This window comes from Methylobacterium soli (assembly GCF_008806385.1).
Classification (GTDB): domain Bacteria; phylum Pseudomonadota; class Alphaproteobacteria; order Rhizobiales; family Beijerinckiaceae; genus Methylobacterium; species Methylobacterium soli.
In genome coordinates this window covers 47,011-68,769 of sequence record NZ_VZZK01000024.1, presented here as the reverse complement: position 1 = coordinate 68,769, position 21,759 = coordinate 47,011, and the positions used below count along the sequence as shown (strand labels likewise).

Below are 21,759 nucleotides of genomic sequence, written 5' to 3'. Positions count from 1 at the left end.
CCTACCGGATGCGGCGCGCGGCCCGCCACAACCGCCACAGGCGGCGCCAGCGCGGGATCTCCACCACCGTGTTGAGCGGGTCGTAGGTCGGGCGCTCCATGGCGGCGAGATAGGGCTCCACCAGCGCCAGCGGCAGGAAGGCGGGCTGTGCGGCGGGCGAGATCGTGGCGTGGGCCGCCTCGTAGGCCGCGAGATGGCGCCGCGCGAGGGCCCTCAGGTCCGCCGCAGCCCCGCGCAGGCCTGGACCGCCCCGGCCCGTCACGATGTCCTCGCGGGTGACGCCATGGGCCCGCAGCGTGTCGGCCGGAAGATAGACCTGCCCGGCGCGCGCGTGCCACGGCAGCGCGCGCAGCAGGCCGGTGATGCCGTAGGCGACCCCCGCATGCCCGGCAGCCGCCGCCCCACCCGGCTCGGCGCCGTCGCACAGGATCAGGCTGGCGAGGCGGAACAGGGACGAGGCGGTCTCGCCGCAATAACCCTCGAGATCGTTCGCGCGCGGCATCGGATCGTCGTAGAGATCGAAGACACGGGCATCGATCAGGTCCACGAAGGGCTGGCGCCCGAGGCGGCGCGTCACGATGGCATCCTCCAGAGCCGCCGCGACCGGGTTCGCCTTGACATCGCCGCGGGCCTCGCCCTGCAGCGCGTCGCGCCACCATTGCAGGCGGATCTCTCCGGCCATCGGGTTCGCGGCGGCCTCGCGCACCCGCGCCACCGTCAGGCTGAAGGCGTAGAGGGCGAAGAGGTGCGGGCGCGAAGCCGCCGGCGCGAACAGGGTCGCGAAGTAGCGGTCCGGGTCGCCCTCGCGGATGAGGCCCTCGCAATGGCTGAAGGCGAAGTCGGGCCCGTTGCCGGGCCCATTGCCGGTCCGGGGGCTGGTCTCGATCTCGCTCACGCGACGGCGATCAATGCGGCGGCGACCTTCCGGTTCTCCGCCATCAGGATGTTGTAGGTGCGGGCGGCCGCCCCTGTCTGCATCACGTCGAGGCCGATGCCGTTCTGCTTCAGCCACGCGCGCAGGTCAGGCGCCAGCGGGACGATGTCGAGCCCCGTCCCGACGAGGAGAAGCTCGATCGCGGCGGATTCCGCCTGAACCGGGCGCAGCGCGGTCCGGTCGATGCTCCGGGCCTCGGCGACGTCCCAGGCCCGGACGCCCGAGGGCAGGACCAGGATCGAGCCGCGATGGGACATCTCGGCGAAGCGGAAGCCGCCATCGCCGTAGGCGTCGATGAGATGGCGGCCGGGGACGAAGCCGTCATGCAGACGGCGGGGCTCGTTCATCCGGTCGGTGTCTCCTACTCCGCCGCCTGTGCCAAGCCGCCGCGCTCGCGCGCCGCGTTCTTGGCGCCCGACAGCATCAGGCCGAGATAGATCAACACCGGAGTCGAGACGAAGATCGCCGAGTAGGTGCAGATCACGACGCCGCAGAGCATCACCACCGCGAAGCCCCGGATCGCCTCGCCGCCGAACAGGACCAGCGCGGTCAGGGACAGGGCGGTCGAGATCGAGGTCATCACCGTGCGCGACATGGTGGAATTGATCGAGAGGTTGAGGAGCTCGACCGTCGGAATGGTCTTGTAGCGACGCATCAGCTCGCGGGTGCGGTCGAACACCACCACGGTCTCGTTGAGCGAGTAGCCGACGATGGTCAGGATCGCGGCGATCGAGGTCATGTTGAACTCGATGCGGCTGAGGATGAAGATCCCGACCGTCAGGACGATGTCGTGCAGGGTGCCGACAATCGCGCCGAGCGCGAGTTCCCGCTCGAACCGGAACCACAGGTAGAGCAACACCGCGACGACGGAGAGCACCACGCCGAGGGTGCCCGATTGGACCAGCTCGCCGGAGACGCGCGGTCCGACCGTCTCGGTGCGGCGGAACTCGTAATCGGTGTCGAAGGCGGCATGCGCCTTCTGCATCACGGCGGTCTGGCCCTGCTCGCCGGCCTGGAGCGGAAAGCGCACCAGGATGTTGCCCTGGCCGCCGAGCTCCTGCACCTCGGACTCGCCGAAGCCGAAGCCGTTGGCGGTGTGGCGCACCGCGGCGACATCGGCCGTGCCGGACTTGGCCTGCAGCTCGACGAGCGTGCCGCCCTTGAAGTCGATGCCGAAATTCAGGCCCACCGTGAGGAACAGCACGACGGTCATCACCGACATCGCCGCCGAGAGCGGGAAGCTGAATCGGCGATACCGCATGAAGTCGAAGTGCGACTCGTCGGGCCAGAGGCGGAGCAGGCGCATGATCGGTCTCGAATTCCCTGGGAAGACGGCCCCGAGGCCCCTCCCCGCATCCATCGTTCGGCCGGCACGCCGTCGGAACGGCAGTGCCCTTGAGGCGGCCAAGTCCTAGGGTGGCCAGGTCCCAGGTCGGCAAGGTCTCAAAACGGCAAGGTCTCAGGTCGGCAAGGCCTCAGAACGGCAAGGCCTCAGAACGGCAGGGTTTTGGGCCGGAAGGTGTTGTACCATACGGCGATCATCATCCGCGTCAGCGTCACGGCCGTGATGACGGTCGTGAGGATGCCGAGGATGAACACCACGGCGAAGCCCTTCACGGGGCCGGAGCCGAGGAAGAACAGGATGATCGCGGCGATCGCCATCGTCGAGTTCGAGTCGATGATGGTGGCGAAGGCCCGGTCGAAGCCCGCCTGGAGGGCGGAGATCAGGGAGCGCCCGGCCCGCTGCTCCTCGCGCATGCGCTCGTAGATCAGCACGTTCGAATCGACCGCGGTGCCGATGGTGAGCACGATGCCGGCGATGCCCGGCAGCGTCATCGTGGCCTCCAGCACCGACATCAGGCCGAGGATCAGGCCGACGTGAACCACCAGCGCGATGTTGGCGATGAAGCCGAACGTCCCGTAGGTCATGAACATGAAGGCGACGACGAGGCCGGCGGCGACGAGGGTCGCGAGCTTGCCGGCCTCGATGGAATCGCGCCCGAGACCGGGGCCGACCACGCGGCGCTCCACCACGGTGAACTTCGCCGGCAGCGCGCCGGCGCGCAGCAGCACCGCGAGGTCGTTGGCCTGCTGCACCGTGAAGTTGCCGGTGATCTGTCCGGAGCCGCCCGTGATGGCGGTGCGGATGACGGGGGCCGAGACCACCTCGTTGTCGAGCACGATCGCCATGCGGCGACCCACGTTCTCGGCGGTCGCCTGCCCGAAGCGCTGGGCGCCCTTCAGGTTGAACTTGAAGCTCACCATCGGCTCGTGGGTCTGCTGGTCGAAGGCGGGCTGCGCGTCGGTCAGGTCGCCGCCATCGGCCATGACACGGCGCTCCACCGGCACCTTGGCGCCCTTCTCGTCCTTCGAGGGCAGCAGATCGACGTCGCCGGAGGGCGAATCCGCCAGCATCCGGAATTCGAGCTTCGCCGTGGAGCCGAGGAGCTTCTCGAGGCGCTCCGGGTTCTGCTCGCCCGGAACCTGGATCAGGATGCGGTCGGCCCCCTGCTGCTGGATCGAGGGCTCGGTGGTGCCCGTCGAGTCGAGGCGGCGGCGGATGACCTCGATGCCCTGGGTGACGGCGCGGCGGGTGCGCTCGTTGACGCCCGCATCCGTCAGGGCGAGGCGGATCAGCCCATCGGGCTGGTCGGTGATCTCGATGGTGCGCCCGCCGGTCTGGCCGACCAGGGGATTGGCGATCGGCTGTGCCAGCTCCTGCAGCTTCGGCAACACCTTGGCGCGGGCGGCGTCCGCGATCCGGACCTGGACGCCGCGCGGCAGGAGCTGGATGCCGCCCTCGGCCCGCACGGTCTCCTGCTGCAGGATGCGGCGGACGTCGTCGCGCAACGCCTTGGCCTGCGAGGCCACGAGTTCGTTCTGGTCGACCTCGAGCAGGAGCTGCGAGCCGCCCTGCAGGTCGAGGCCCAGCACGATCGCCCGCTGCGGGATGATCCAGCTCGGGAACCAGCCTGGGAGCGAGGCCATGAAGGCCTTGCGGCTCTCGGCCGGGAAGAAGCTGGGCAGGGCCAGGCTGAGGCCGATGATGATGACGGCGAGCGTCGCGATGATCTTGGTTCGAGAGAAGCGCAACATCCGCCGGTCCTGCTTTTCTTGGTGTGATGCCGGCGGGTTAGGCCGGCATCTTCGAGCGGTCTATCAAGCCGCCTTGACGGGGCCACCCTTGACGCGGACCTCGGAGATCATGGTGCGCACGACCTTCACGCGGACATTCGGGGCGATCTCGACCTCGATCTCGGAAGCCTCGTCCGACACCTTGACGACGCGGCCGATGAGACCGCCATTCGTCACGATGGTGTCGTCGCGGCGGACGTTCTTGACCAATGCCTGATGATCCTTGACCCGCTTCTGCTGCGGGCGAAGGATCAGGAAGTACATGATCACGAAGATGAGGACGAACGGAACCACCTGCAAGGCGATGTCCGCTCCGCCAGCAGCAGCGGTGCCGGCCCCTTGCGCGAAGGCGGGGGTGATCAAGCGCGTAACTCCATAAAACGGGTCGCCGAAGCGGGGGGCCTGCCGCCGGGGGGATATCCGGGCCCGGCCGAAAAGCGCGCGGACTATAGCCACGGCCTAAGTGAAAGCAACGCCGCGGGGGTGAGGCGAAAGGCACTTCAGGGGCATTCCGGCGCGAAAGGTGGCCGAACGCCCGTGATTTTCGAGCGCGCTGCCCCTAAAAGCGCGGCTCGTCCCGTCCCGTGCAAGCGGACCATTTCATGAACGATCCCACCACGCTCGATACGCTCCTGCCGCTCCTCGAGCGCATCGCCGCCGCGCTGGAGAGGGCCGCCCCGCCGACGCGGGCCCCGGTCGATCTCGGCGCCGCCGACGCCTTCCTGTGGGGGCCGGAGCGCCGGCTGATCCCGGTGCCGCGGGTCAACCGGGTCGAGATGGGGCTCCTCACCGGCATTGACCGGGCCCGCGACACGCTGGCGGAGAATACCGAGCGCTTCGCCAAGGGCCTGCCCGCCAACAACGCGCTCCTCTGGGGCGCGCGAGGCATGGGCAAGTCCTCCCTGGTCAAGGCGGTGCAGGCCGAGATCAATGCCCGGCGGCCCGAGGGGGCGCGGCCGATGAAGCTCGTGGAGATCCACCGCGAGGACATCGAGGCCCTGCCGGACCTGATGGCGACGCTCCGGGGCGACCCTCACCGCTGGATCGTGTTCTGCGACGACCTCTCGTTCGACGCCGACGACACCTCCTACAAGTCCCTGAAGACGGCGCTCGACGGCGGCATCGAGGGCCGGCCCGAGAACGTCCTGTTCTACGCGACCTCCAACCGGCGCCATCTCCTGGCGCGCGAGATGGTGGAGAACGAGCGCTCGACCGCGATCAATCCCGGCGAGGCGGTGGAGGAGAAGGTCTCCCTTTCCGACCGGTTCGGCCTCTGGCTCGGCTTCCACAAATGCAGCCAGGACGAGTACCTGGCGATGATCCGCGCCTATGTGGAGCGCTACGGGCTCCGGGCCGAGCCGGACCGGGTCCGGGCCGAGGCGCTGGAATGGGCCGCGACCCGGGGCTCGCGCTCGGGCCGCTCCGCCTTCCAGTTCATCCAGGATCTCGCCGGCCGCCTCGGGCAGCGCCTGGACTGATCGCGGCGCCGGCCCGACGCGCGAAGGGGCGGCCCCGGCCGGGACCGCCCCTCCCCATCAAGCCCGCGCGGCGGGAGTCTCAGTTGCTGGCGAGCTGCGTCATCGGGTCGATCGGCGCGCCGCCCTTGCGGATCTCGAAATGGAGCTGGGGCGAGGTCACGTTGCCCGAGGCGCCCGATTTCGCGATCGTCTGGCCGCGCTTCACCTTCTCGCCCGGCTTCACGTCGATCTCGCCGTTATGGGCGTAGGCCGAGACGTAGCCGTTCTGGTGGCGCACCAGCACGAGCTTGCCGTAGCCCTTCACGTCCGAGCCCGCATAGGCCACGGTGCCGTCCTCGGCGGCCTTGACCGACGTGCCTTCCGGCACCGCGATGTTGATGCCCTCGTTGCCGCTGGAGCCGTAGCCCGAGATCACCCGGCCCTTGGCGGGCCAGCGGAAGGCCTCCGACGGGGCGGCGGGCGCGGCCGCCGCGATGGCACTGGTGCTGACGGGCTCGGACTTCTCCGGCTTGGCGGCAGCGACCTTCTCGGCCTTCGCGACCTTCTCGGCGCTCTCCTTCGCGGCCTTGGCCTCGGCGAGCTTCTTGGCCGCGTCCTTGGCCGCGTCCTTGGCTGCGTCCTTGGCCGCATCCTTGGCGGCCTCGGCCTTGGCGAGCTTGGCCTCGGATTCCGCCTTGCGGGCGGCCTCCGCCTTCGCCTCTGCCTTGGCCTTCAGGGCCTCGGCCTTCGGGTCTGACTTGTCGGCGACCTTGGCCACCGGCTTGGTCTCGGTCTTGGTCTCGGCTTTGGCAGTCTGGCCGGGGCGGACATGGCGCTTGGCATCCGCCTCCTTGCGGGCGGCCTCCTCGTGCGCCTTCTTCTCGGCGAGCTTGCGGACCTCGGCTTCCTTGCGGACCTCGGCTTCCTTGCGGGCGGCCTCGGCCTGGCGCTTGGCCTCGGCGGCCTTGTCGACCGGCCTCTCGGCCGCCTTCTCGGCGCTCCTGGGGGCCTCCTTGGCCTTGCCGAATTGCAGCCGCTCCTGCGGCGCGGGCGGCACGGTGCGGGCGCTCATCGGGGTCGCGGCGGGGTTCATGCCGGAGGCGTTGTAGACCGGGATCACGATCTGGCGGCCCGGCGTCACCTGGGCGGCGCTGGTCAGGCCGTTGGCCGACAGGATGGCGGAGGCCGGCACGCCGAAGCGGGTGGACATCTGGTTCAGGCTGTCGCCCTGCGCCACCGTGATGGCGGTGCCGCCCTGCGCGCTCCAGCCGGCGGCGCCGGTCGCGGCGACGCGGGTGGTCTGGGCGGGGGGCTGGATCGGGCGGCTCGCGAGGGTCCGGGACGGAACCGCGGCGGGAGCCGCGCCCGGCGCGCCGAGCGCCTCGGACTGGATGCGCCCGGTCCGGATCGCCGGGGCCGGGGCGGTGTCGCCCGCATCCGGCAGGCTGCCGGTGGCGGCGGGCTCGCTCGACAGGTTCGAGGCGAAGGGGTTGGTGAAGGGCCCCCCGAGCCGCGAGGCGTCCGAGGAGCAGGCGGCGGCCCCGCCACCGATCACTCCGATGAGGGCGAAGCGCGACAACGTCCGCATCCCCCGACCAGCACCGCGAACCCGCATCGACGCACCCGTTTGCCTGACGCAACTTGATGACGTCATTCAAATCGGATTCAGGTTAAGCAACCGTTCCCGTTCACCACGTTTCCCGTCTCGGTGGAACTTTCCGGTTGTTCGGCGGGGCGTGCTTGCCAAGTTCCGTCCGACGCCCGCCCGATGCCTGCGCGGCAGGCCGCGCCGCGCGATCGGGGTGGCCCGATCCCCTCACGTCACCCGCGCGAGGCCCGGCAACAGGGCGGCGAGGCGAAAGGGCGCGCCGAGGCTCTCGGCCAGGCCGCCCTCGCCGCGCTCCACGCTCACGAGGCGGCTGCCGCCGGGGCCGGCGAGCCCGGCGACCAGACGCCCGCCCGGCGCGAGGGCGTCGGCCCAGGCAAGCGGCAGGCTCGGTACCGTACCGTTGACGAGGATGCGATCGAAGCGCCCGGCCCCAAGTCCGGCGAGCCCGTCGGCCTGGATCACCCGCGCCGGGCCCGCCTCACCGAGCCGGGCGCAGGCCGAGGCCGCCAGCGTGGCGTAGCGCTCCAGGCTGGTGACGGAGGCGGCGCCGAGCGCGACCAGCAGGGCGGTGGCGTAGCCGGAGCCTGTGCCGATCTCGAGGACCCGCGCGCCGGGCGCGAGCTTCAGGGCGGTGAGCATGGTGGCGACCACGATCGGCGCCGTCATGGTGGCGCCGCAGGCCAGCGGCAGGGCGAGGTTCCGGCGGGCGAGGTCGCGGAAGGCCGCCGGGGCGAAGCCCTCCCGCGGAACCCGCTCCATGGCGCGCAGCACGCTGGTCTCGCGCACGCCCCGCTCGCGCAGGGCCAGCACGAAGGCGGCGTTCTCCACGGCCGCGCAGGGGCCGTCCGGGTCGAGGCTGAGATCGGTCGTCGGCACGGCGTCACGCTCGCACGGATGCGCCCGGCGAAGCCAGGGCCGGCGCGCGGGCGCGGCCGGCCGCGGGGGCCGCGAAGGCTTAAGGGGTCAGCGGGCGCCCGTTCGCGCGGGCCGGGCGCCTCACTCGGCGAAGGCCTGCGCGAAGCGGGTGAGCGTCGGCTCGTCCGTGAGGTCGAGGCGCAGGGGCGTCACCGAGATGCGGTTCTCCGCGATCGCCTTCAGGTCGGTGCCGTGGCCCGGCTCGAACCGGGCCTTGGCGAAGGCGAGCCAGAAATACGGGTTGCCGCGCCCGTCCTGCCGGGCATCGATGGCAAGCAGCGCCTGGTTGCGCTGGCCCTGCGCGGTGATCGCGGTGCCCAAAACCGCGTCGGGCTCGCAATCGGGGAAGTTCACGTTGACGAGGATGCCGGGCTCGATGCCGGTCTCCAGGATCCTGGCGATGACCTTCGGCCCATGATGGGCGGCGCAGTGCCACTTGATGCCGCTGCGCCCGCCCGGCCCGTAGGCCTGGCTCAGCGCGATCGACTTCACGTTGAGGATGGTGCCCTCCATCGCCCCCGCGATGGTGCCCGAATAGGTGACGTCCTCGGCGACGTTCTGGCCGCGATTGACCCCCGACAGGACCAGGTCCGGCCCGTGCTCCTTGAGGATGTGGCGCACCCCCATGATCACGCAATCGGACGGCGTGCCCTTCACGGCGAAGCGCTTCTCGGAGACCTGGCGCAGGCGCAGCGGGTCGTTGAGGGAGAGCGAGTGGGAGACGCCGGACTGGTCGGTCTCCGGCGCCACCACCCAGACGTCGTCCGAGATCGCGCGGGCAATGGTCTCCAGCGTCTCCAGCCCCGGGGCGTGGATGCCGTCGTCGTTGGTGACGAGAATGCGCATCAGCTCTTCGTTCCTTCCTTCGCTGCGTCCTTGGCCGGATCCTTGGCCGCATCCTTGGCCGCAGGCGCCTCGATCCGGGTGAGGCCGCCCATGTAGGGCTGCAGCGCGGACGGGATCGTGACGCTGCCGTCCGGGTTCTGGTAATTTTCCATGACGGCGATGAGCGCCCGGCCCACCGCCACGCCCGAGCCGTTGAGGGTGTGCACGAACTGCACGCCCTTGCCCTCCTTCGGGCGGAAGCGCGCGTTCATGCGCCGCGCCTGGAAATCGCCGCAGACCGAGCAGGACGAGATCTCGCGATAGGTTTCCTGGCCGGGCATCCAGACCTCGATGTCGTAGGTCTTCTGCGAGGCAAATCCCATGTCGCCGGTGCAGAGGGTCATCACCCGGAAGGGCAGTTCGAGGGCCTTCAGCACCGCCTCCGCGCAGGCGAGCATGCGCTCGTGCTCCTCGGCGGATTTCTCGGGCGCCGTGATCGAGACGAGCTCGACCTTGTTGAACTGGTGCTGGCGCAGCATGCCGCGGGTGTCGCGCCCCGCCGCCCCCGCTTCCGCCCGGAAGCAGGGCGTGAGCGCGGTGAAGCGCAGGGGCAATTCGTCCTCGGCGAGGATCGCCTCGCGCACGAGGTTGGTCAGCGGCACTTCCGCCGTGGGAATCAGCCAGTAGCCGTCGCCTGCGGCGAACTGGTCGTCGCGGAATTTCGGCAATTGCGCCGTGCCGAACATCGCCTCGTCGCGCACCAGGATCGGGGGCGCCACCTCGGTATAGCCGTGCTCGCTCGTGTGCAGGTCGAGCATGAACTGGCCGAGTGCCCGTTCCAGCCGGGCGAGCTGGCCCTTGAGCACCACGAAGCGGGAGCCCGAGAGCCGGGCCGCCGCCTCGAAATCCATGAGGCCCGAGGCCTCGCCGATCTCGAAATGCTGGCGGCCCTTCTCGAGCCAGGGATGGGTCGGCTCGAAGCGGCGGTACTCGACATTGCCGTGCTCGTCCGCGCCCTCGGGCACGTCCGGGTTCGGGCGGTTCGGGATCGCGGCGAGGCGCGCGTCGAGGATTTTTGCCGCCTCGCCCTGCTGGGTCTCAAGCTCGGGCGCCTCGGCCTTGAGGCGCGCGACCTCTTCCATGAATTCCCGCGCCCGCGCCTCATCCTTCGCCTTCTTGGCGGCGCCGATCTCCTTGGCGAGCGCGTTGCGCCGCTCCTGGTTGGCCTGCGCGGCCGAGACCGCGGCCTTGCGGGCGTCGTCCAGCGCGAGGAGCTCGCCCGAGAGCGGCGCGAGGCCGCGCCGCTGCAGGTCGAGATCGAAGGCGGCCGGATTGTCGCGGATGGCGCGGATGTCGTGCATGGTGCGGCTCGGATGCGGGGCGTGGACGCTTTGCAGCATCGCGGACGGCCGGACAAGGGCGGGCGCATCCCACACCCTCGATCCGCGGTCGCTCCGGACCCCGTTTTCGGCAGGTGGCCACCCGATCCCGTCGAGAAGGCCGGCGCCTTGTCCATGCCGGTCCGCTGCTGGGCGCTCCGCGAGCCCGGACGGGCAACGCGCCCCTACGGGTCGAGCCCCTCGGCGAGACGCCGGGCCGCGCGCAGCTTCTCGACGCGGGCGACCGAGAAGATCGAGGCCTCGTAGAGGAGGAGCATCGGCACCGCGAGCGAGAGCTGCGAGATCACGTCGGGCGGCGTCAGGATCGCGGCGGCCACGAAGACCAGCACGATGGCGTAGCGGCGCTTCTCGCGCAGGAAGGCCGAGTCGATGACCCCGATCTGGCCGAGCAGCGTCAGGATCACGGGCAGCTGGAAGGCGATGCCGAAGGCGAAGATCAGCGTCATGATCAGTGAGAGGTACTCGTCGACCTTGGGCAGCAGCGCGATCGTCGGCTCCCCCGCCACCCCGACCTGCTGCAGCGAGACCGAGAACTGGATCAGAAGCGGCATCGCCAGGAAGAACACCACCAGGGCGCCCAGGATGAAGAAGATCGGCGTGGCGACGAGATAGGGCAGGAAGGCCTTGCGCTCGTTGCGGTAGAGGCCCGGCGCCACGAAGGCGTAGATCTGCGTCGCGATCACCGGGAAGGCGAGGAAGCCCGCCCCGAACACGCTGAGCTTGATGTTGGTGAAGACCTGTTCGAGGAAGTGGGTCGCGATCAGCTTGGCGTTCTCCGCCCCCACCACCGAGACGTAAGGGTGGACCAGCACGTTGTAGATCTGGCGCGAGAAGAAGAAGCACCCAAAGAACATCACCACGAAGGCCGCGAGCGACTTGATCAGTCGCGCGCGCAGCTCGATCAGGTGCTCGAGCAGGGGGGCCCGGGAGGCCTCGATCTCGGCGTCGTCCGCCTCGTTGATCATGGCGTCACGGGTTCGGGGCCGGCTGGGCCGGCGCGGTGGCGGGAGATGCGAGGGGATCGGCCGCGGAGGGGAGCGCGGCAGAGGGGGCCGCAGCCGGGCGCGGCACGTCGTAGCTGCCGGCCGTCTCGGCCCGGAGCTGGGCGGTGGCGTCGGCCAGCGTCTGGGGACTGGGCTTCTGAGCCTCCTGCGCCTCGACGGCGCCCTTCAGCTCGTCCCGGATGGTCTGGACCGGGTTGAAGCTCGGCGCGCCCGAACTCACGGAGCGCTTGATGCCGTCGACCTCGCGGCGGACCTCGTCGAGCTCGGCCTCGCGGATCGCCTCGTTGAACTGCATCTGGAACTCGCCCGCCATGCGGCGCAGCTTCCCGGTGATCTGGCCGACGGTGCGCAGCGCCTTCGGCAGATCCTTCGGCCCGATGACGATGAGGGCGACGCCGCCGATCAGCATCACCTCGCCCCAGCTCATGTCCAGCATGTCGTCGACGGTCCTGCGGCCTCGAGCGCGCGGGTGAGCGGGTGTCCCGGCGGCTCGCTGGCCCTGATGCCCGCGGTTCCTGGTCCCGACGCGCGCGCCGCGGGCGACGCGCCCTCGCGGGGGCTTCAGACGGCCTTGCGGTCGCCGGCCGGCATGTGGCTCGCCGGGATCGCGGTGCCGGGGGTCGGCTCGCCCGCATGCGGGAGGGTGCGCACTGGTTCGGCGGCGGAGACGGGCGGGGCCTGCACCGGCGCCTGGGCCGGGGTCTCGTCGTCCGCCATGCCCTTCTTGAAGGCCTTGATGCCCTTGGCCACGTCGCCCATCAGGTCGGAGATCTTGCCGCGGCCGAACAGCAGCATCACGATGCCCGCGACGATGACCCAGTGCCAGATACTCATGCTGCCCATGGCAACCTCCTGCGCCGCGGCCTAACGGGGGCGCGGCGCCGTCCTGCGTGATCGGGTTGGCGCGAACCTAAGGATCGCACCCCGCGAACACAAGGCACGAATCGGCTTGGGCACCAACCGTTTGCGGCCCCAGCGTCGCTCGGTCTCAGGCGGCGGCCGAGAGGCCGGCCTCGAACCGGGCCCGGGCCTCGCGCACGTCGAAGGCCGCGCATTCGGGCGCGATCCGGGCGAGCGCCGCCTCGGCCCGGCGCAAAGCCGCGCCCGCCAGCTCCGGGGTGCCCTCGGCCACGGCGCGCATCTCCTGCGCCTCGCCGTTGCAATGGAGCGCCACGTCGATGCCGGCCGTGAAGGCCGCCTCGGCCCGGGCCCGGAACGGCCCGGTGAGCGCGTGCATCGAGAGGTCGTCCGTCATCAGCAGGCCGTCGAAGCCGATGGCGCCGCGGATGATGTCCCGGATCACGACAGGCGACTGCGTCACCGGGCGCTCGGGATCGAGGCCGGTGAAGACCACGTGGGCGCTCATCGCCATCGGCAGGTCGGCCAGCGCCCGGAAGGGCCGGAAATCCTGGGCCGCCAGCGCCTCGCGCGAGGCCTCGACCACCGGCAGGCCGTGGTGGCTGTCGACCGCGGCGCGGCCGTGGCCGGGAATGTGCTTCATCACCGGCAGGACGCCGCCCGCCATCAGGCCTTCGGCCACGGCGCGGCCGAGTTCCGCCACCGTCTCGGGCCGGTCGCCATAGGCGCGGTCGCCGATGATGTTGTGTGCGCCCGCCACCGGCACGTCGAGGACGGGGGCGCAATCGACGTTGATGCCCACATGCGCGAGGTCATGCGCCATCAGCCGGGCGCCGAGCCACGCCATCGCGGACCCGGAGCCGTTGAGGCGTCCGAGGCGCCCGCCCGCCGGATAGGCCGGCCAATGGGGCGGGCCCATGCGCTGCACCCGGCCGCCCTCCTGGTCGATCAGGATCGGCGCGTCGGCGCGCCCGATCGTGGCGCGCAGGGCCTGCGTCAGGGCCAGCACCTCCTCGGGCGTGCCGATGTTGCGCTTGAACAGGATGAAGCCCCAGGGCCGCGCGTCGCGGAAGAAGGCGGCCTCCTCCGCGGACAGGGTCCGGCCGGCGCAACCGAGGATCAGGGCACGGGAGGTCATCGGGGGGCTCGCGCGGGCATGGTGGTGAGACGCTTGGGCAAAGGAGGTTTGGCCGAGGGATGTTTGGCGGAGGGATATTTGGCGGAGACGTAACGCATCGGCGCGGGAAGAGACCACTGGAGGCGGGCAGGATCAGGCCGCCGCGCGGCGCCGGCAAGGCCGGACCCGGAGGAACCGCCGGGCGGCGCTCCGGCTGCCCGCTTCTGTCGCATCCGGGATGCGGCGGGATCTCCGGGGCCTAGACCGAAACCTTGGCCCGAAACCCCGCGATCCTAGATCCCGGCGCGCCCTCAGTTCTTGGCCACGAAGCACTGGCCGCCGGCACCCTGGAGCTGGGTGCACAGGCTCGTCGCCTCGTTCTTGCCGAGGGGCCCGACGCGGACGCGGAAGATGGTCTTCCCGTTGACCTCGGCCTGACGGATCAGCTCCGGCTGGCCGGCGAGCTGGGTGTACTTGGCCTGCATCTGCTTGAACGCGACCTGCGCGTCGCGCTCGCTGGTGCGCACGCCGAGCTGGACCGAGAATCCGCCGATTGCGGCCTGGCTGGTCGCTGCGGTCGAGGTCGTCGCCGACGTGGTCGCCGGCGGCTCGACCGGCAGGACGGCGTCCGGCGCCACCGAAGCGACCCGCTGGGGCGCCTTCGGGCGGACCGGGGCCGGCGCCGCCGCCACGGGGGTCGCCTCCGCGGCGGGCGGGGGCGCGGTCGGGGTCGGCACGGGCGTCGGCAGCGCCGCCGCCGCCTGCCGGCCGGGGCGGGCGCGCGGGGCGGGCTCGTCGCCCGGCATGGTCATGGTCGGGATCGGCGACGGCGTGGCCGTCTCGGCCTGGGCCTCGCGCTGCGGCGCGGGGGGCGGCGTGTCGGGCTTTACCGAGACGGTGCGCACCCGGCGCGGCTCGCCGAAGGCATCGGACAATCCGCCCTGCGGGGTGCTGCCGCCCGGCGTGACGCTGCCCGGGGACGCGCCCGTGCCGGCATCGGCCCCTTGCGCCGAGCGGGCGGCCTGGGCCACGTCGAGGGGCTGCTCCTCGCGGTTGACGATGCGGATCTGGCCGTCCTTGGCCTTGGGCTCGTAGATCTGCTTGTTCTGATCGGGGATCTCGACGCCGTCGGCCGTCTTCGGCGCGATCTTGAGGGGCGAGGTGTCGGCCTGGATGACCGGCACGCCGCCGCCCGCATGGCCCGCATGCAGGCTGCGCCAGGTGAGCGCCCCCGTGACCGCGACGGTCACGACCGCGAGCCCGGCACCGACCGAGACGAGGCGCCGGCGCTGGCCCGCACGCTTCAGGCCGCGGCCCTGGAACGCCTCGGGCGCCGGCGCGGCTTCGTCCTCAGCGGCCTCGTTCGGGAATCCGCGCTCGACGGAGGCGAGATACTGGTCGAAGGCATCGGCGGGGTTCGCCCCGTAGCCGGCTTGACCCTGATGGCCGCCATGGGCGGCTTGGCCCTGATGACCGCCATAGACGGCCTGGGGCTGGTTCGCGTCGTGGTCCGATGATTCGGCCGAGAAGCTCGGCTCGATCCGGCGCTGCTCGCCGCCGCGGCGGCCGTCGCGGGCCTCCAGCAGGGCCCGGAAGGGATCGTCCTGGCCGACGATGCGGGCGAGCTCGGCGAGGGGGTCGGGCTTCTGGCCGTCGGCCTTCGGGGACGCGCCCTGCGACCGCGGCCCCGCGCCCGGCTGCGGGTGAGGCTGCTGAAGCTCGCGTGCGAAGGCTTCGAAGTCGACTGTCGCGCGCGACGCGTTCGTCATGTCAGCATCCTCATATCACGCCGATTCACCTCACCGCATTTCGGCCGGCGCGGTGACACCCAGGATCGCGAGGCCGGAGGCGAGAGTGCCCTTGAGAGCCTCGACGAGGGCCAGCCGCGCCCGTGTGGACTTTCGGTCGGTTGGATTAACAAACCGTAATTGCGGCAAGTCTTTGCCCTTATTCCAGAAACTATGAAGAGCACTTGCGACTTCGTAGAGGTGGAAGGCGAGGCGGTGCGGCTCGTGCGCGCCGGCGGCGGCTTCCAGCACCCGCGGCACCTGGGCGATCAGCCGCATCATCTCCACCTCCCCCGAATCGGCGAGCAGCGCGAGGTCGGCGTCTCGGGCGAGGCTTTCCGCCGAGAGATCCTCGTCCGGCATCGCCTCCCGCGCCTGCCGGAACACCGAGTGGCAGCGGGCATGTGCGTATTGCACGTAGAAAACGGGGTTGTCCTTGGATTGCTCCACGACCTTGGCGAGATCGAAATCGAGGGTCGCGTCGTTCTTGCGAAACAGCATCATGAAGCGGATCGCGTCGCGCCCGACCTCGTCGATGACCTCCCGCAGGGTGATGAACTCGCCCGCGCGCTTCGACATCTTCACGGGCTCGCCCGCGCGCAGCAGCCGCACCAGCTGGCAGAGCTTGACGTCCAGGGTGGCCTCCCCGGCCGTCACCGCCTTCACGGCCGCCTGCATGCGCTTGACGTAGCCGCCATGGTCGGCGCCGAGCACGTCGATCAGGTCGGTGGCGCCGCGCAGGAACTTGTCCCGGTGATAGGCGATGTCGGAGGCGAAATAGGTGTAGGAGCCGTCCGACTTCAGGAGCGGCCGGTCGGTGTCGTCGCCGAAATCCTTGGTGCGGAACAGGGTCTGCTCCCGGTCCTCCCAATCCTCCGGCACCTGACCCTTGGGGGGCGGCAGGCGGCCCTCGTAGACGAGGTCGCGCGCGCGCAGGTCGGCGAGAAGCGCTGCCACCGAGCCCGGGCCGGTCCCGTGCAGGGTGGCCTCGGAGAAGAAGACGTCGTGGTGGATGCCGAGCGCCGCCAGATCCTCCCGAATCAGGTCCATCATCATGGCGATGGCGGTCGCGCGCACCTGCGGCAGCCACGCCGCCTCCGGCTGGTCGATGAGGGCGCGCCCATGCGCGCGCGCCAAAGCCTCGCCCACGGGCTTCAGGTAATCGCCCGGATAGAGCCCCTCCGGCACCGGCCCGACCGGCTCGCCGAGCGCCTCGCGGTAGCGCAGATGCGCCGAGCGGGCGAGCACGTCGACCTGCGCGCCCGCGTCGTTGATATAGTACTCGCGCGTGACGTCGCGGCCGGCTGCCGCGAGGAGGTTCGCCAGCGCGTCGCCGAACACCGCGCCCCGGCCGTGGCCCACATGCATCGGCCCCGTGGGGTTGGCCGAGACGTACTCGATATTGACCTTGCCCCCCGGCATCCGGGCCCGCCCGTAGGCGGCGGGATCGGCCAGGACCGCCCGCACGACCTCGTGGAAGATCGCCGGATCGAGGCGCAGGTTGATGAAGCCCGGCCCGGCCACGCTCGCCTCGGTGATGCGGGAATCGGTGCGCAGCTCCGCCGCCAGTGCCTCGCCGAGCGCCTTCGGGTTCGCCTTCGCCTCCTTGGCCAGGACCAGGGCGGCGTTGGTGGCGAGGTCCCCGTGGGCGGGATCGCGCGGCGGCTCCACCACCACGCGGGACAGGTCGAGCCCGGCCGGCAGGGTCCCTGAGCGGACGAGGCTCTCCAGGGCTTCGCGGACGCGGGCCTCGAAGATGGCGAAGATGTTCATGGGGCGGACCGGCTGTCAGGGGCTCAGCGACCGGGCGGACCTCCCGCGCAGGCGCCGCGCGGAAGCCGGCCATCGGCGGCCGGGCTGTTCAAGGGCGGCGGCATAGCAAGTGCGGCTCCAAGTGTCACCGCAGGCCGGTCACCGCAGGCCGGTCACCGCGGGGCTGTCACCGTGGGGCTGTCACCGTGGGTCCGGCGGCGGGCGCTCCGGAGCGCGGGCCTGCACCATGCCGGCGAGCACCTGCCGCAGCGGCTCCGGCAGGGCGACGGGGCGGCGGCTCGCGCGGTCGACATAGACGTGCACGAAATGGCCCTGCGCGGCGGCCGCGTCGTCGTCGCCGCGAAACAGGCCGATCTCGTAGCGCACGCTGGAGCGGCCGAGATGGGCGACCCGGATCCCCGCGGTGACCCGGTCCGGGAAGGCGATCGACGCGAAGTAGCGGCAGCCGGTCTCGACCACGAGGCCGATGACGGGGCTCGCCGCGATGTCGAGGACGCCCGCCGCGATCAGGCAGCCGTTCACGGCGGTGTCGAAGAACGCGTAATAGACTACGTTGTTGACGTGGCCGTAGACGTCGTTGTCGCCCCAGCGCGTGCCGAGGGCGACGTGGCGCGGATAGGCCGCGCGGGTCTCGGGGACGCTGCGGGCGGAGGCCGGCTCGCCCATGCCTCAGGGCTCCGCCAGCGGCAGGCCGCGGCTCTCCGGGCTCCAGTGCAGGTCCGGCGTCCGCGGGAACAGGCGCTTGTGGGCCAGCACCGCGTAGGTGTCGGTCATGCCCGCGATGTAATCCGCGATGCGCCGGGCGATCCGCCCCTCGCTCGCGCCGGCGAGGTTGGCGCTCCATTCCTCGGGCATGCGGGCGGGGTCGGCCGTGAAGGCCGCGAACAGGTCGGCGACGATCGCGGCGGCGTGCGCCCGCACCGCCATCACGCCGGGATGCCGGTACATGCGGGCATACAGGAAGGTCTTGATCGCCGCATCCGCCTCCGCGACCGCCTCCGAGAAGGCGATGACGGGGGCGCCCGCCCGGCGGATCTCCGCGACGCTCTCCGGCGCGAGGGCGCGCAGGCGCCGCTCGCTCTCGGCAATGACGTCCTCGACGAAGCGGGTGATGACGCGGCGCGCCAGTTCGTGCACGCGCCGCGACGTCTCGAGACCCGGATGCAGGGCCTCGATCTCGTCGAGGAGGCCGCGCAGGAAGGGCACCTCCGCGAGGTCGTCGAGGCCGAACAGGCCGGCGCGCAGGCCGTCATCGAGGTCGTGGGAATCATAGGCGATGTCGTCCGCGAGCGCGGCGGCCTGGGCCTCCGGCCCGGCGAAGCGGGCGAGGTCGAGATCGTTCAGGGCATTGTATTCGAGGATCGCCGCCGGGATGCCGGACGCGGCGTAGCGCGGCGTCGGGTGCCCGTCGGGGCGCAGCAGCGGACCGTTGTGCTTGACGAGGCCCTCCAGGGTCTCCCAGGCGAGGTTCAGCCCGTCGAACCCGGCATAGCGCCGCTCCAGCCGGGTGACGATCCGGAGCGCCTGGGCGTTGTGGTCGAAGCCGCCGTGGCGCGCCATGCAGGCATCCAGCGCATCCTCGCCGGTATGGCCGAAGCAGGTATGGCCGAGATCGTGCGAGAGGGCCAACGCCTCCGCCAGATCCTCGTCGAGGCCCAGTGCCCGGGCGAGCGCCCGGGCGATCTGGCTCACCTCCAGGGTGTGGGTCAGGCGGGTGCGGTAATGGTCGCCCTCGTGGTGCACGAAGACCTGGGTTTTGTGCTTGAGCCGCCGGAAGGCGGTGGAGTGGATGATCCGGTCGCGGTCGCGCTGGAAGTCGCTGCGGGTCGGCGAGCCGGCCTCCGGGATCAGGCGCCCGCGGGTGGCCGCCGGATCCGTGGCGTAGGGCGCACGCCAGCGCTCACCGTTCTGCCGCAAGGCCGCTCCCTCATCCTGCCTCGGTTCCGCCTGCCGCGTTGCGGCGGGCGCGCCGGACCCATATCTTGTGGTCCGGGCCGCTCCTGGCAATCGTGAAAATGCCTGGCGTCCCGGTTGGCCCCAGGCGAAACGCGCCCGGAGGCGGGTTTCCGCGAGCGGGTCCCTGTGAGCAGGCGACGGAGAGGCAGAGTCCGACAGACATGGCCGAGATCACCCTGACGCCCCGCGCCGCCAAGCGCATCAACGAGATCATGGGCGCCGAGCCCCCCGGCGCCTCGCTGCGCATCAGCGTCAATGGCGGCGGCTGCTCGGGCTTCTCCTACGCCTTCGACGTGACGCATGCGCGCGCGGCGGACGACGTCGCGGTCGAGCGCGACGGCGCCACCGTGCTGGTCGACGCGGTCTCCCTCGAATACATGGCGGGCGCGACCATCGATTTCGTGAACGACCTGATCGGGCAATCCTTCAAGATCGAGAATCCGCAGGCCACGGCCTCCTGCGGTTGCGGCACCTCGTTCTCCCTCTGAGCGGGCGTTGCCTGCGGACGACAGGCCGGGCCCCGCATGCAGGCATGCGCCGGCCGCCCGATTGCCTCGCCCCCGAATCTGCGGCACGGATGCGTACGATTGCGTTCGCCCTCCGTGCCGATGTGAGACCAGCGCATCCCGCCAGTGATCCGGACAAGCTCATGACCTACCCGAAGGACCGCGCCCGACTCGCGCGGGCGGCACTGGCCTCCGTCTGCGCGCTCGCCCTCCTGTCCGGGGCCGGCCCGGTCGCGGGCCCGAGCCGGGCGCTCGCGCAGGAGGCGGCCTCCGCCGTCCAGGACGTCACGCTGCAGGACGTGGCCCTGCCCTTCGGCTCGACCGTGCTGCGGGCACCCCGCATCACGGTGAGCGGGACGCGCCTGTCGAAGGACGATCTCCTGGCGATCCTCAAGCCGGATTCCCCCGAGCCCTGGGCGGCCCGCCTCGCCCGCCTCGACGCCGCCAGCCTGACCATCCCGGAGCTTCGCTCCGAACATGCCGGCCCGGGCGCCGCGCGCCAGACGATCGTCTACCGCGACGTCGCGGCGCGCGACGTGCGGGGGGGACGCGCCGCCGAGCTGAGCGCGTCAGGGGCCGCCATCACGATGGCGGGCGGCTCCGAGACGGGCTCGGGCACCTACGGACGCATCGGCGCGACCGATCTCGACCTCGCGGCGCTGGCCCGCCTCTACGCCGTGCCGGGCGACGGCAAGGGGCCGGTGCAGCGGGTCTACGCCACCGTCTCGATCGCCGACGTGGTCTATACCGATGACCGCGGCACCACCGTGAAGCTCGCCCGCATCGACGGGCGCGACCTCGGCGGACGGCAGATCCCGGGCGGCTGGACCGGCGCCCTCGCGGCCTTCTCGGGCGTCGACCTCGACAAGGCTGACCCGGCCCAGCGGGCGCGGATCACCGGGGCGGCGGCCGACCTCGTCGAGGCGGCCCATGTCGGCGCCCTCGAGGCGACGGGCCTCAGCCTGAGCGAGACCAAGGGCCGGGAGCCCCTCCTCGTCGAGGTCGGCCGGATGGCCTATGCCAACCCGGTGACGGAGCCCGGCCGCGACGCGCCGACAACCCCCGCCGCCAACGCCGCCACCAGCGCCGCGATGAGCTTCGAGGATGTCGCCTTCGCGCAGGGGGGCTTGCGCTCGCGGATCGGACGCCTCTCCCTCACGGGGTTCTCGCTGGCGCCGACCGTCGTGACGTTGCGCCGCCTCGCGAATCCCGACGCCAAGCCCTCGGACGAGGAGCTGCGCCGCCTGACCCCGGTCCTCGGCACCCTGGCGATGCAGGATATCAGCCTCGATCTGCCGGCCGACGAGGTGGCGGCCGCCAGGAACTCGGCTACCAAGGATGCCGCACGCGACACCCCGAAGGAGACGCGCCGGGAATCGGCTGCCGATCCCCTCGCCGAGGCGGCGCGTCGCGGCGCGGCGCCGGCCCCGAAGGCGTCCGCCAAGGCGGCCTCGCCCCTCCACGTGACCCTGCGCAACGCCGCCATCACGTTCGGGCCGCCGCAGGACGGGGTGCCCACCGCGAGCCGGATCAGCCTCACGGGCCTGATCCTGCCGGCCTCGACGGTGGCGGGCGTGCCGGGCCTCGGCTCGCTCGCGGCCTATGGCTACCAGGATCTCGACCTCAATCTCGTCGCCGACACCGCCTGGGACGAGGCCAAGCGCGAGCTTGCCCTGCGGGAGATCTCGGTCTCCGGCAAGGATATGGGCACCCTGCGGCTCGCCGGGACGCTGGGCGGCATCAGCCCCGCCATGTTCGACCGCGACGCCGCCGTCTCCGGCCTCGCCCTCCTGTCGGCCACCGCCAAGGCCGTCGACCTGACCATCGAGAACACGGGCCTGTTCGAGCGCTTCATCTCGGCCCAATCCAAGGTGCTGAGCCTCAAGCCCGACGAGCTGCGCCAGGAATACGTGACCGCGAGCGTGTTCGGCGTGCCGGTGATCCTCGGCAATTCCCCGGCCGCGAAGGCGATCGGGGCGGCTATGGGCCAGTTCGTGACGAAGCCCGGACGACTCTCGGTGAGCGCGAAGGCCAAGGACGGCGCCGGCCTCGGCGTCGCCGATTTCAGCACGGCCGCCTCCCCCGCCGCGCTCCTCGACAAGCTCGACGTCGACGCCAAGGCGAATTGAGGCCGGCACCGCGCTTGCGAATCCACCCGGCCGTTGATTCCGGGTTCAGGTCGGATGTCGGATCATCGCCTTTATGGGGAGCGCGGTGAAGCCGGTTTTGTCCGTCTGTCCCGATGCGGGAGGCCGGACCTTGTGCGGGGAAAACCCGTGCTGATCCTGATTGGCCTGAGCCTCGCGGCCGGGTTCGGCACGGCGCTCGCGGCCCGTCGCTGGCCGCAGCACCGCGTCGGCTGCGAGCGCGTGGCCGGCATCCTCCTGCTGAGCGCCCTCACCCTGCTGGGGATCGGGCTCGCGGGCATCCTGCGATTCTGAGAATGAGGGTCCGCGATCGATCAGCGCGACGGCGGACAGGGC

21 protein-coding genes are annotated in these 21,759 nt (G+C 71.4%); 4 read left to right on the top strand and 17 right to left on the bottom strand.

The genetic code is table 11. From position 1 onward, the window contains the following. Position 1: 1 nt before the first annotated feature. The 5 genes from F6X53_RS20600 to yajC all read right to left on the bottom strand — a co-directional run bounded on the left by F6X53_RS20600 (position 2) and on the right by yajC (position 4,432). Entirely contained in the window at positions 2 to 895 is an 894-nt protein-coding gene (locus F6X53_RS20600) for a phytoene/squalene synthase family protein (protein ID WP_151002100.1), read from the bottom strand. Next, a complete protein-coding gene (locus F6X53_RS20595) occupies positions 892 to 1,281 on the bottom strand; it encodes an Mth938-like domain-containing protein (protein WP_151002098.1) in 390 nt (129 codons plus the stop codon). The genes F6X53_RS20600 and F6X53_RS20595 overlap by 4 nt, the downstream gene beginning before the upstream one ends. A 14-nt stretch (positions 1,282 to 1,295) precedes the next feature. Continuing rightward, positions 1,296 to 2,240 carry a protein translocase subunit SecF gene (gene secF, locus F6X53_RS20590; RefSeq protein WP_151002096.1) on the bottom strand — a complete coding sequence of 315 codons (945 nt, stop codon included), beginning with the start codon at positions 2,238 to 2,240 and terminating at the stop codon, positions 1,296 to 1,298. Positions 2,241 to 2,425: 185 nt separating this feature from the next. Continuing rightward, positions 2,426 to 4,030 (bottom strand): protein translocase subunit SecD, encoded by a 1,605-nt coding sequence (secD, locus tag F6X53_RS20585; RefSeq protein ID WP_151002094.1) that lies wholly within the window; start codon positions 4,028 to 4,030, stop codon positions 2,426 to 2,428. A gap of 63 nt (positions 4,031 to 4,093) precedes the next feature. Continuing rightward, entirely contained in the window at positions 4,094 to 4,432 is a 339-nt protein-coding gene (gene yajC, locus F6X53_RS20580; RefSeq protein WP_151002092.1) for a preprotein translocase subunit YajC, read from the bottom strand. A 239-nt stretch (positions 4,433 to 4,671) separates the two neighbouring features. On the opposite strand from yajC, the gene F6X53_RS20575 reads away from it, so the two are divergent. Next, positions 4,672 to 5,547 (top strand): ATP-binding protein, encoded by an 876-nt coding sequence (locus tag F6X53_RS20575; RefSeq protein ID WP_151002091.1) that lies wholly within the window; start codon positions 4,672 to 4,674, stop codon positions 5,545 to 5,547. 79 nt (positions 5,548 to 5,626) lie between these two features. On the opposite strand, the gene F6X53_RS20570 is transcribed toward F6X53_RS20575, so the two are convergent. From F6X53_RS20570 to F6X53_RS20515, 12 genes are all read right to left on the bottom strand, one after another. Beyond that, complete coding sequence (locus tag F6X53_RS20570) at positions 5,627 to 7,141, bottom strand: peptidoglycan DD-metalloendopeptidase family protein (protein ID WP_151002089.1); 1,515 nt, start codon at positions 7,139 to 7,141, stop codon at positions 5,627 to 5,629. 201 nt (positions 7,142 to 7,342) lie between these two features. After that, positions 7,343 to 8,011, bottom strand: a complete 669-nt coding sequence (locus tag F6X53_RS20565) for a protein-L-isoaspartate O-methyltransferase family protein (protein ID WP_151002087.1) — start codon at positions 8,009 to 8,011, stop codon at positions 7,343 to 7,345. A 120-nt stretch (positions 8,012 to 8,131) separates the two neighbouring features. Continuing rightward, positions 8,132 to 8,896, bottom strand: a complete 765-nt coding sequence (gene surE, locus F6X53_RS20560; protein WP_151002086.1) for a 5'/3'-nucleotidase SurE — start codon at positions 8,894 to 8,896, stop codon at positions 8,132 to 8,134. Further along, entirely contained in the window at positions 8,896 to 10,236 is a 1,341-nt protein-coding gene (gene serS / locus F6X53_RS20555; RefSeq protein ID WP_151002084.1) for a serine--tRNA ligase, read from the bottom strand. The genes surE and serS overlap by 1 nt, the downstream gene beginning before the upstream one ends. A gap of 203 nt (positions 10,237 to 10,439) precedes the next feature. After that, on the bottom strand, positions 10,440 to 11,240 hold the full coding sequence (gene tatC, locus F6X53_RS20550) for a twin-arginine translocase subunit TatC (protein WP_151002082.1): 801 nt from the start codon (positions 11,238 to 11,240) through the stop codon (positions 10,440 to 10,442). 4 nt (positions 11,241 to 11,244) lie between these two features. Beyond that, complete coding sequence (gene tatB / locus F6X53_RS20545; RefSeq protein ID WP_151002080.1) at positions 11,245 to 11,715, bottom strand: Sec-independent protein translocase protein TatB; 471 nt, start codon at positions 11,713 to 11,715, stop codon at positions 11,245 to 11,247. Positions 11,716 to 11,840: 125 nt separating this feature from the next. Continuing rightward, positions 11,841 to 12,122, bottom strand: coding sequence for a twin-arginine translocase TatA/TatE family subunit (locus tag F6X53_RS20540; RefSeq protein ID WP_151002078.1), 282 nt, complete (start codon positions 12,120 to 12,122; stop codon positions 11,841 to 11,843). Positions 12,123 to 12,267: 145 nt separating this feature from the next. Then, positions 12,268 to 13,275 (bottom strand): beta-N-acetylhexosaminidase, encoded by a 1,008-nt coding sequence (gene nagZ / locus F6X53_RS20535; RefSeq protein ID WP_151002077.1) that lies wholly within the window; start codon positions 13,273 to 13,275, stop codon positions 12,268 to 12,270. 290 nt (positions 13,276 to 13,565) lie between these two features. Beyond that, entirely contained in the window at positions 13,566 to 15,023 is a 1,458-nt protein-coding gene (locus F6X53_RS20530) for an SPOR domain-containing protein (protein WP_151002076.1), read from the bottom strand. A 30-nt stretch (positions 15,024 to 15,053) separates the two neighbouring features. Then, positions 15,054 to 16,814, bottom strand: coding sequence for an arginine--tRNA ligase (argS, locus tag F6X53_RS20525; RefSeq protein ID WP_151002074.1), 1,761 nt, complete (start codon positions 16,812 to 16,814; stop codon positions 15,054 to 15,056). A 180-nt stretch (positions 16,815 to 16,994) separates the two neighbouring features. Next, positions 16,995 to 17,480 carry an acyl-CoA thioesterase gene (locus F6X53_RS20520; protein WP_151002072.1) on the bottom strand — a complete coding sequence of 162 codons (486 nt, stop codon included), beginning with the start codon at positions 17,478 to 17,480 and terminating at the stop codon, positions 16,995 to 16,997. A 3-nt stretch (positions 17,481 to 17,483) separates the two neighbouring features. Next, positions 17,484 to 18,731 (bottom strand): deoxyguanosinetriphosphate triphosphohydrolase, encoded by a 1,248-nt coding sequence (locus F6X53_RS20515; RefSeq protein WP_151002070.1) that lies wholly within the window; start codon positions 18,729 to 18,731, stop codon positions 17,484 to 17,486. A 200-nt stretch (positions 18,732 to 18,931) separates the two neighbouring features. Here F6X53_RS20515 and F6X53_RS20510 point away from each other — a divergent pair, with 200 nt between their 5' ends. From F6X53_RS20510 to F6X53_RS32545, 3 genes are all read left to right on the top strand, one after another. Further along, positions 18,932 to 19,258, top strand: a complete 327-nt coding sequence (locus tag F6X53_RS20510) for a HesB/IscA family protein (protein ID WP_151002068.1) — start codon at positions 18,932 to 18,934, stop codon at positions 19,256 to 19,258. Positions 19,259 to 19,419: 161 nt separating this feature from the next. Further along, complete coding sequence (locus F6X53_RS20505; protein WP_151002066.1) at positions 19,420 to 21,405, top strand: hypothetical protein; 1,986 nt, start codon at positions 19,420 to 19,422, stop codon at positions 21,403 to 21,405. 147 nt (positions 21,406 to 21,552) lie between these two features. Continuing rightward, complete coding sequence (locus tag F6X53_RS32545) at positions 21,553 to 21,717, top strand: hypothetical protein (protein WP_191970924.1); 165 nt, start codon at positions 21,553 to 21,555, stop codon at positions 21,715 to 21,717. The last annotated feature ends 42 nt before the right edge of the window (positions 21,718 to 21,759 follow it).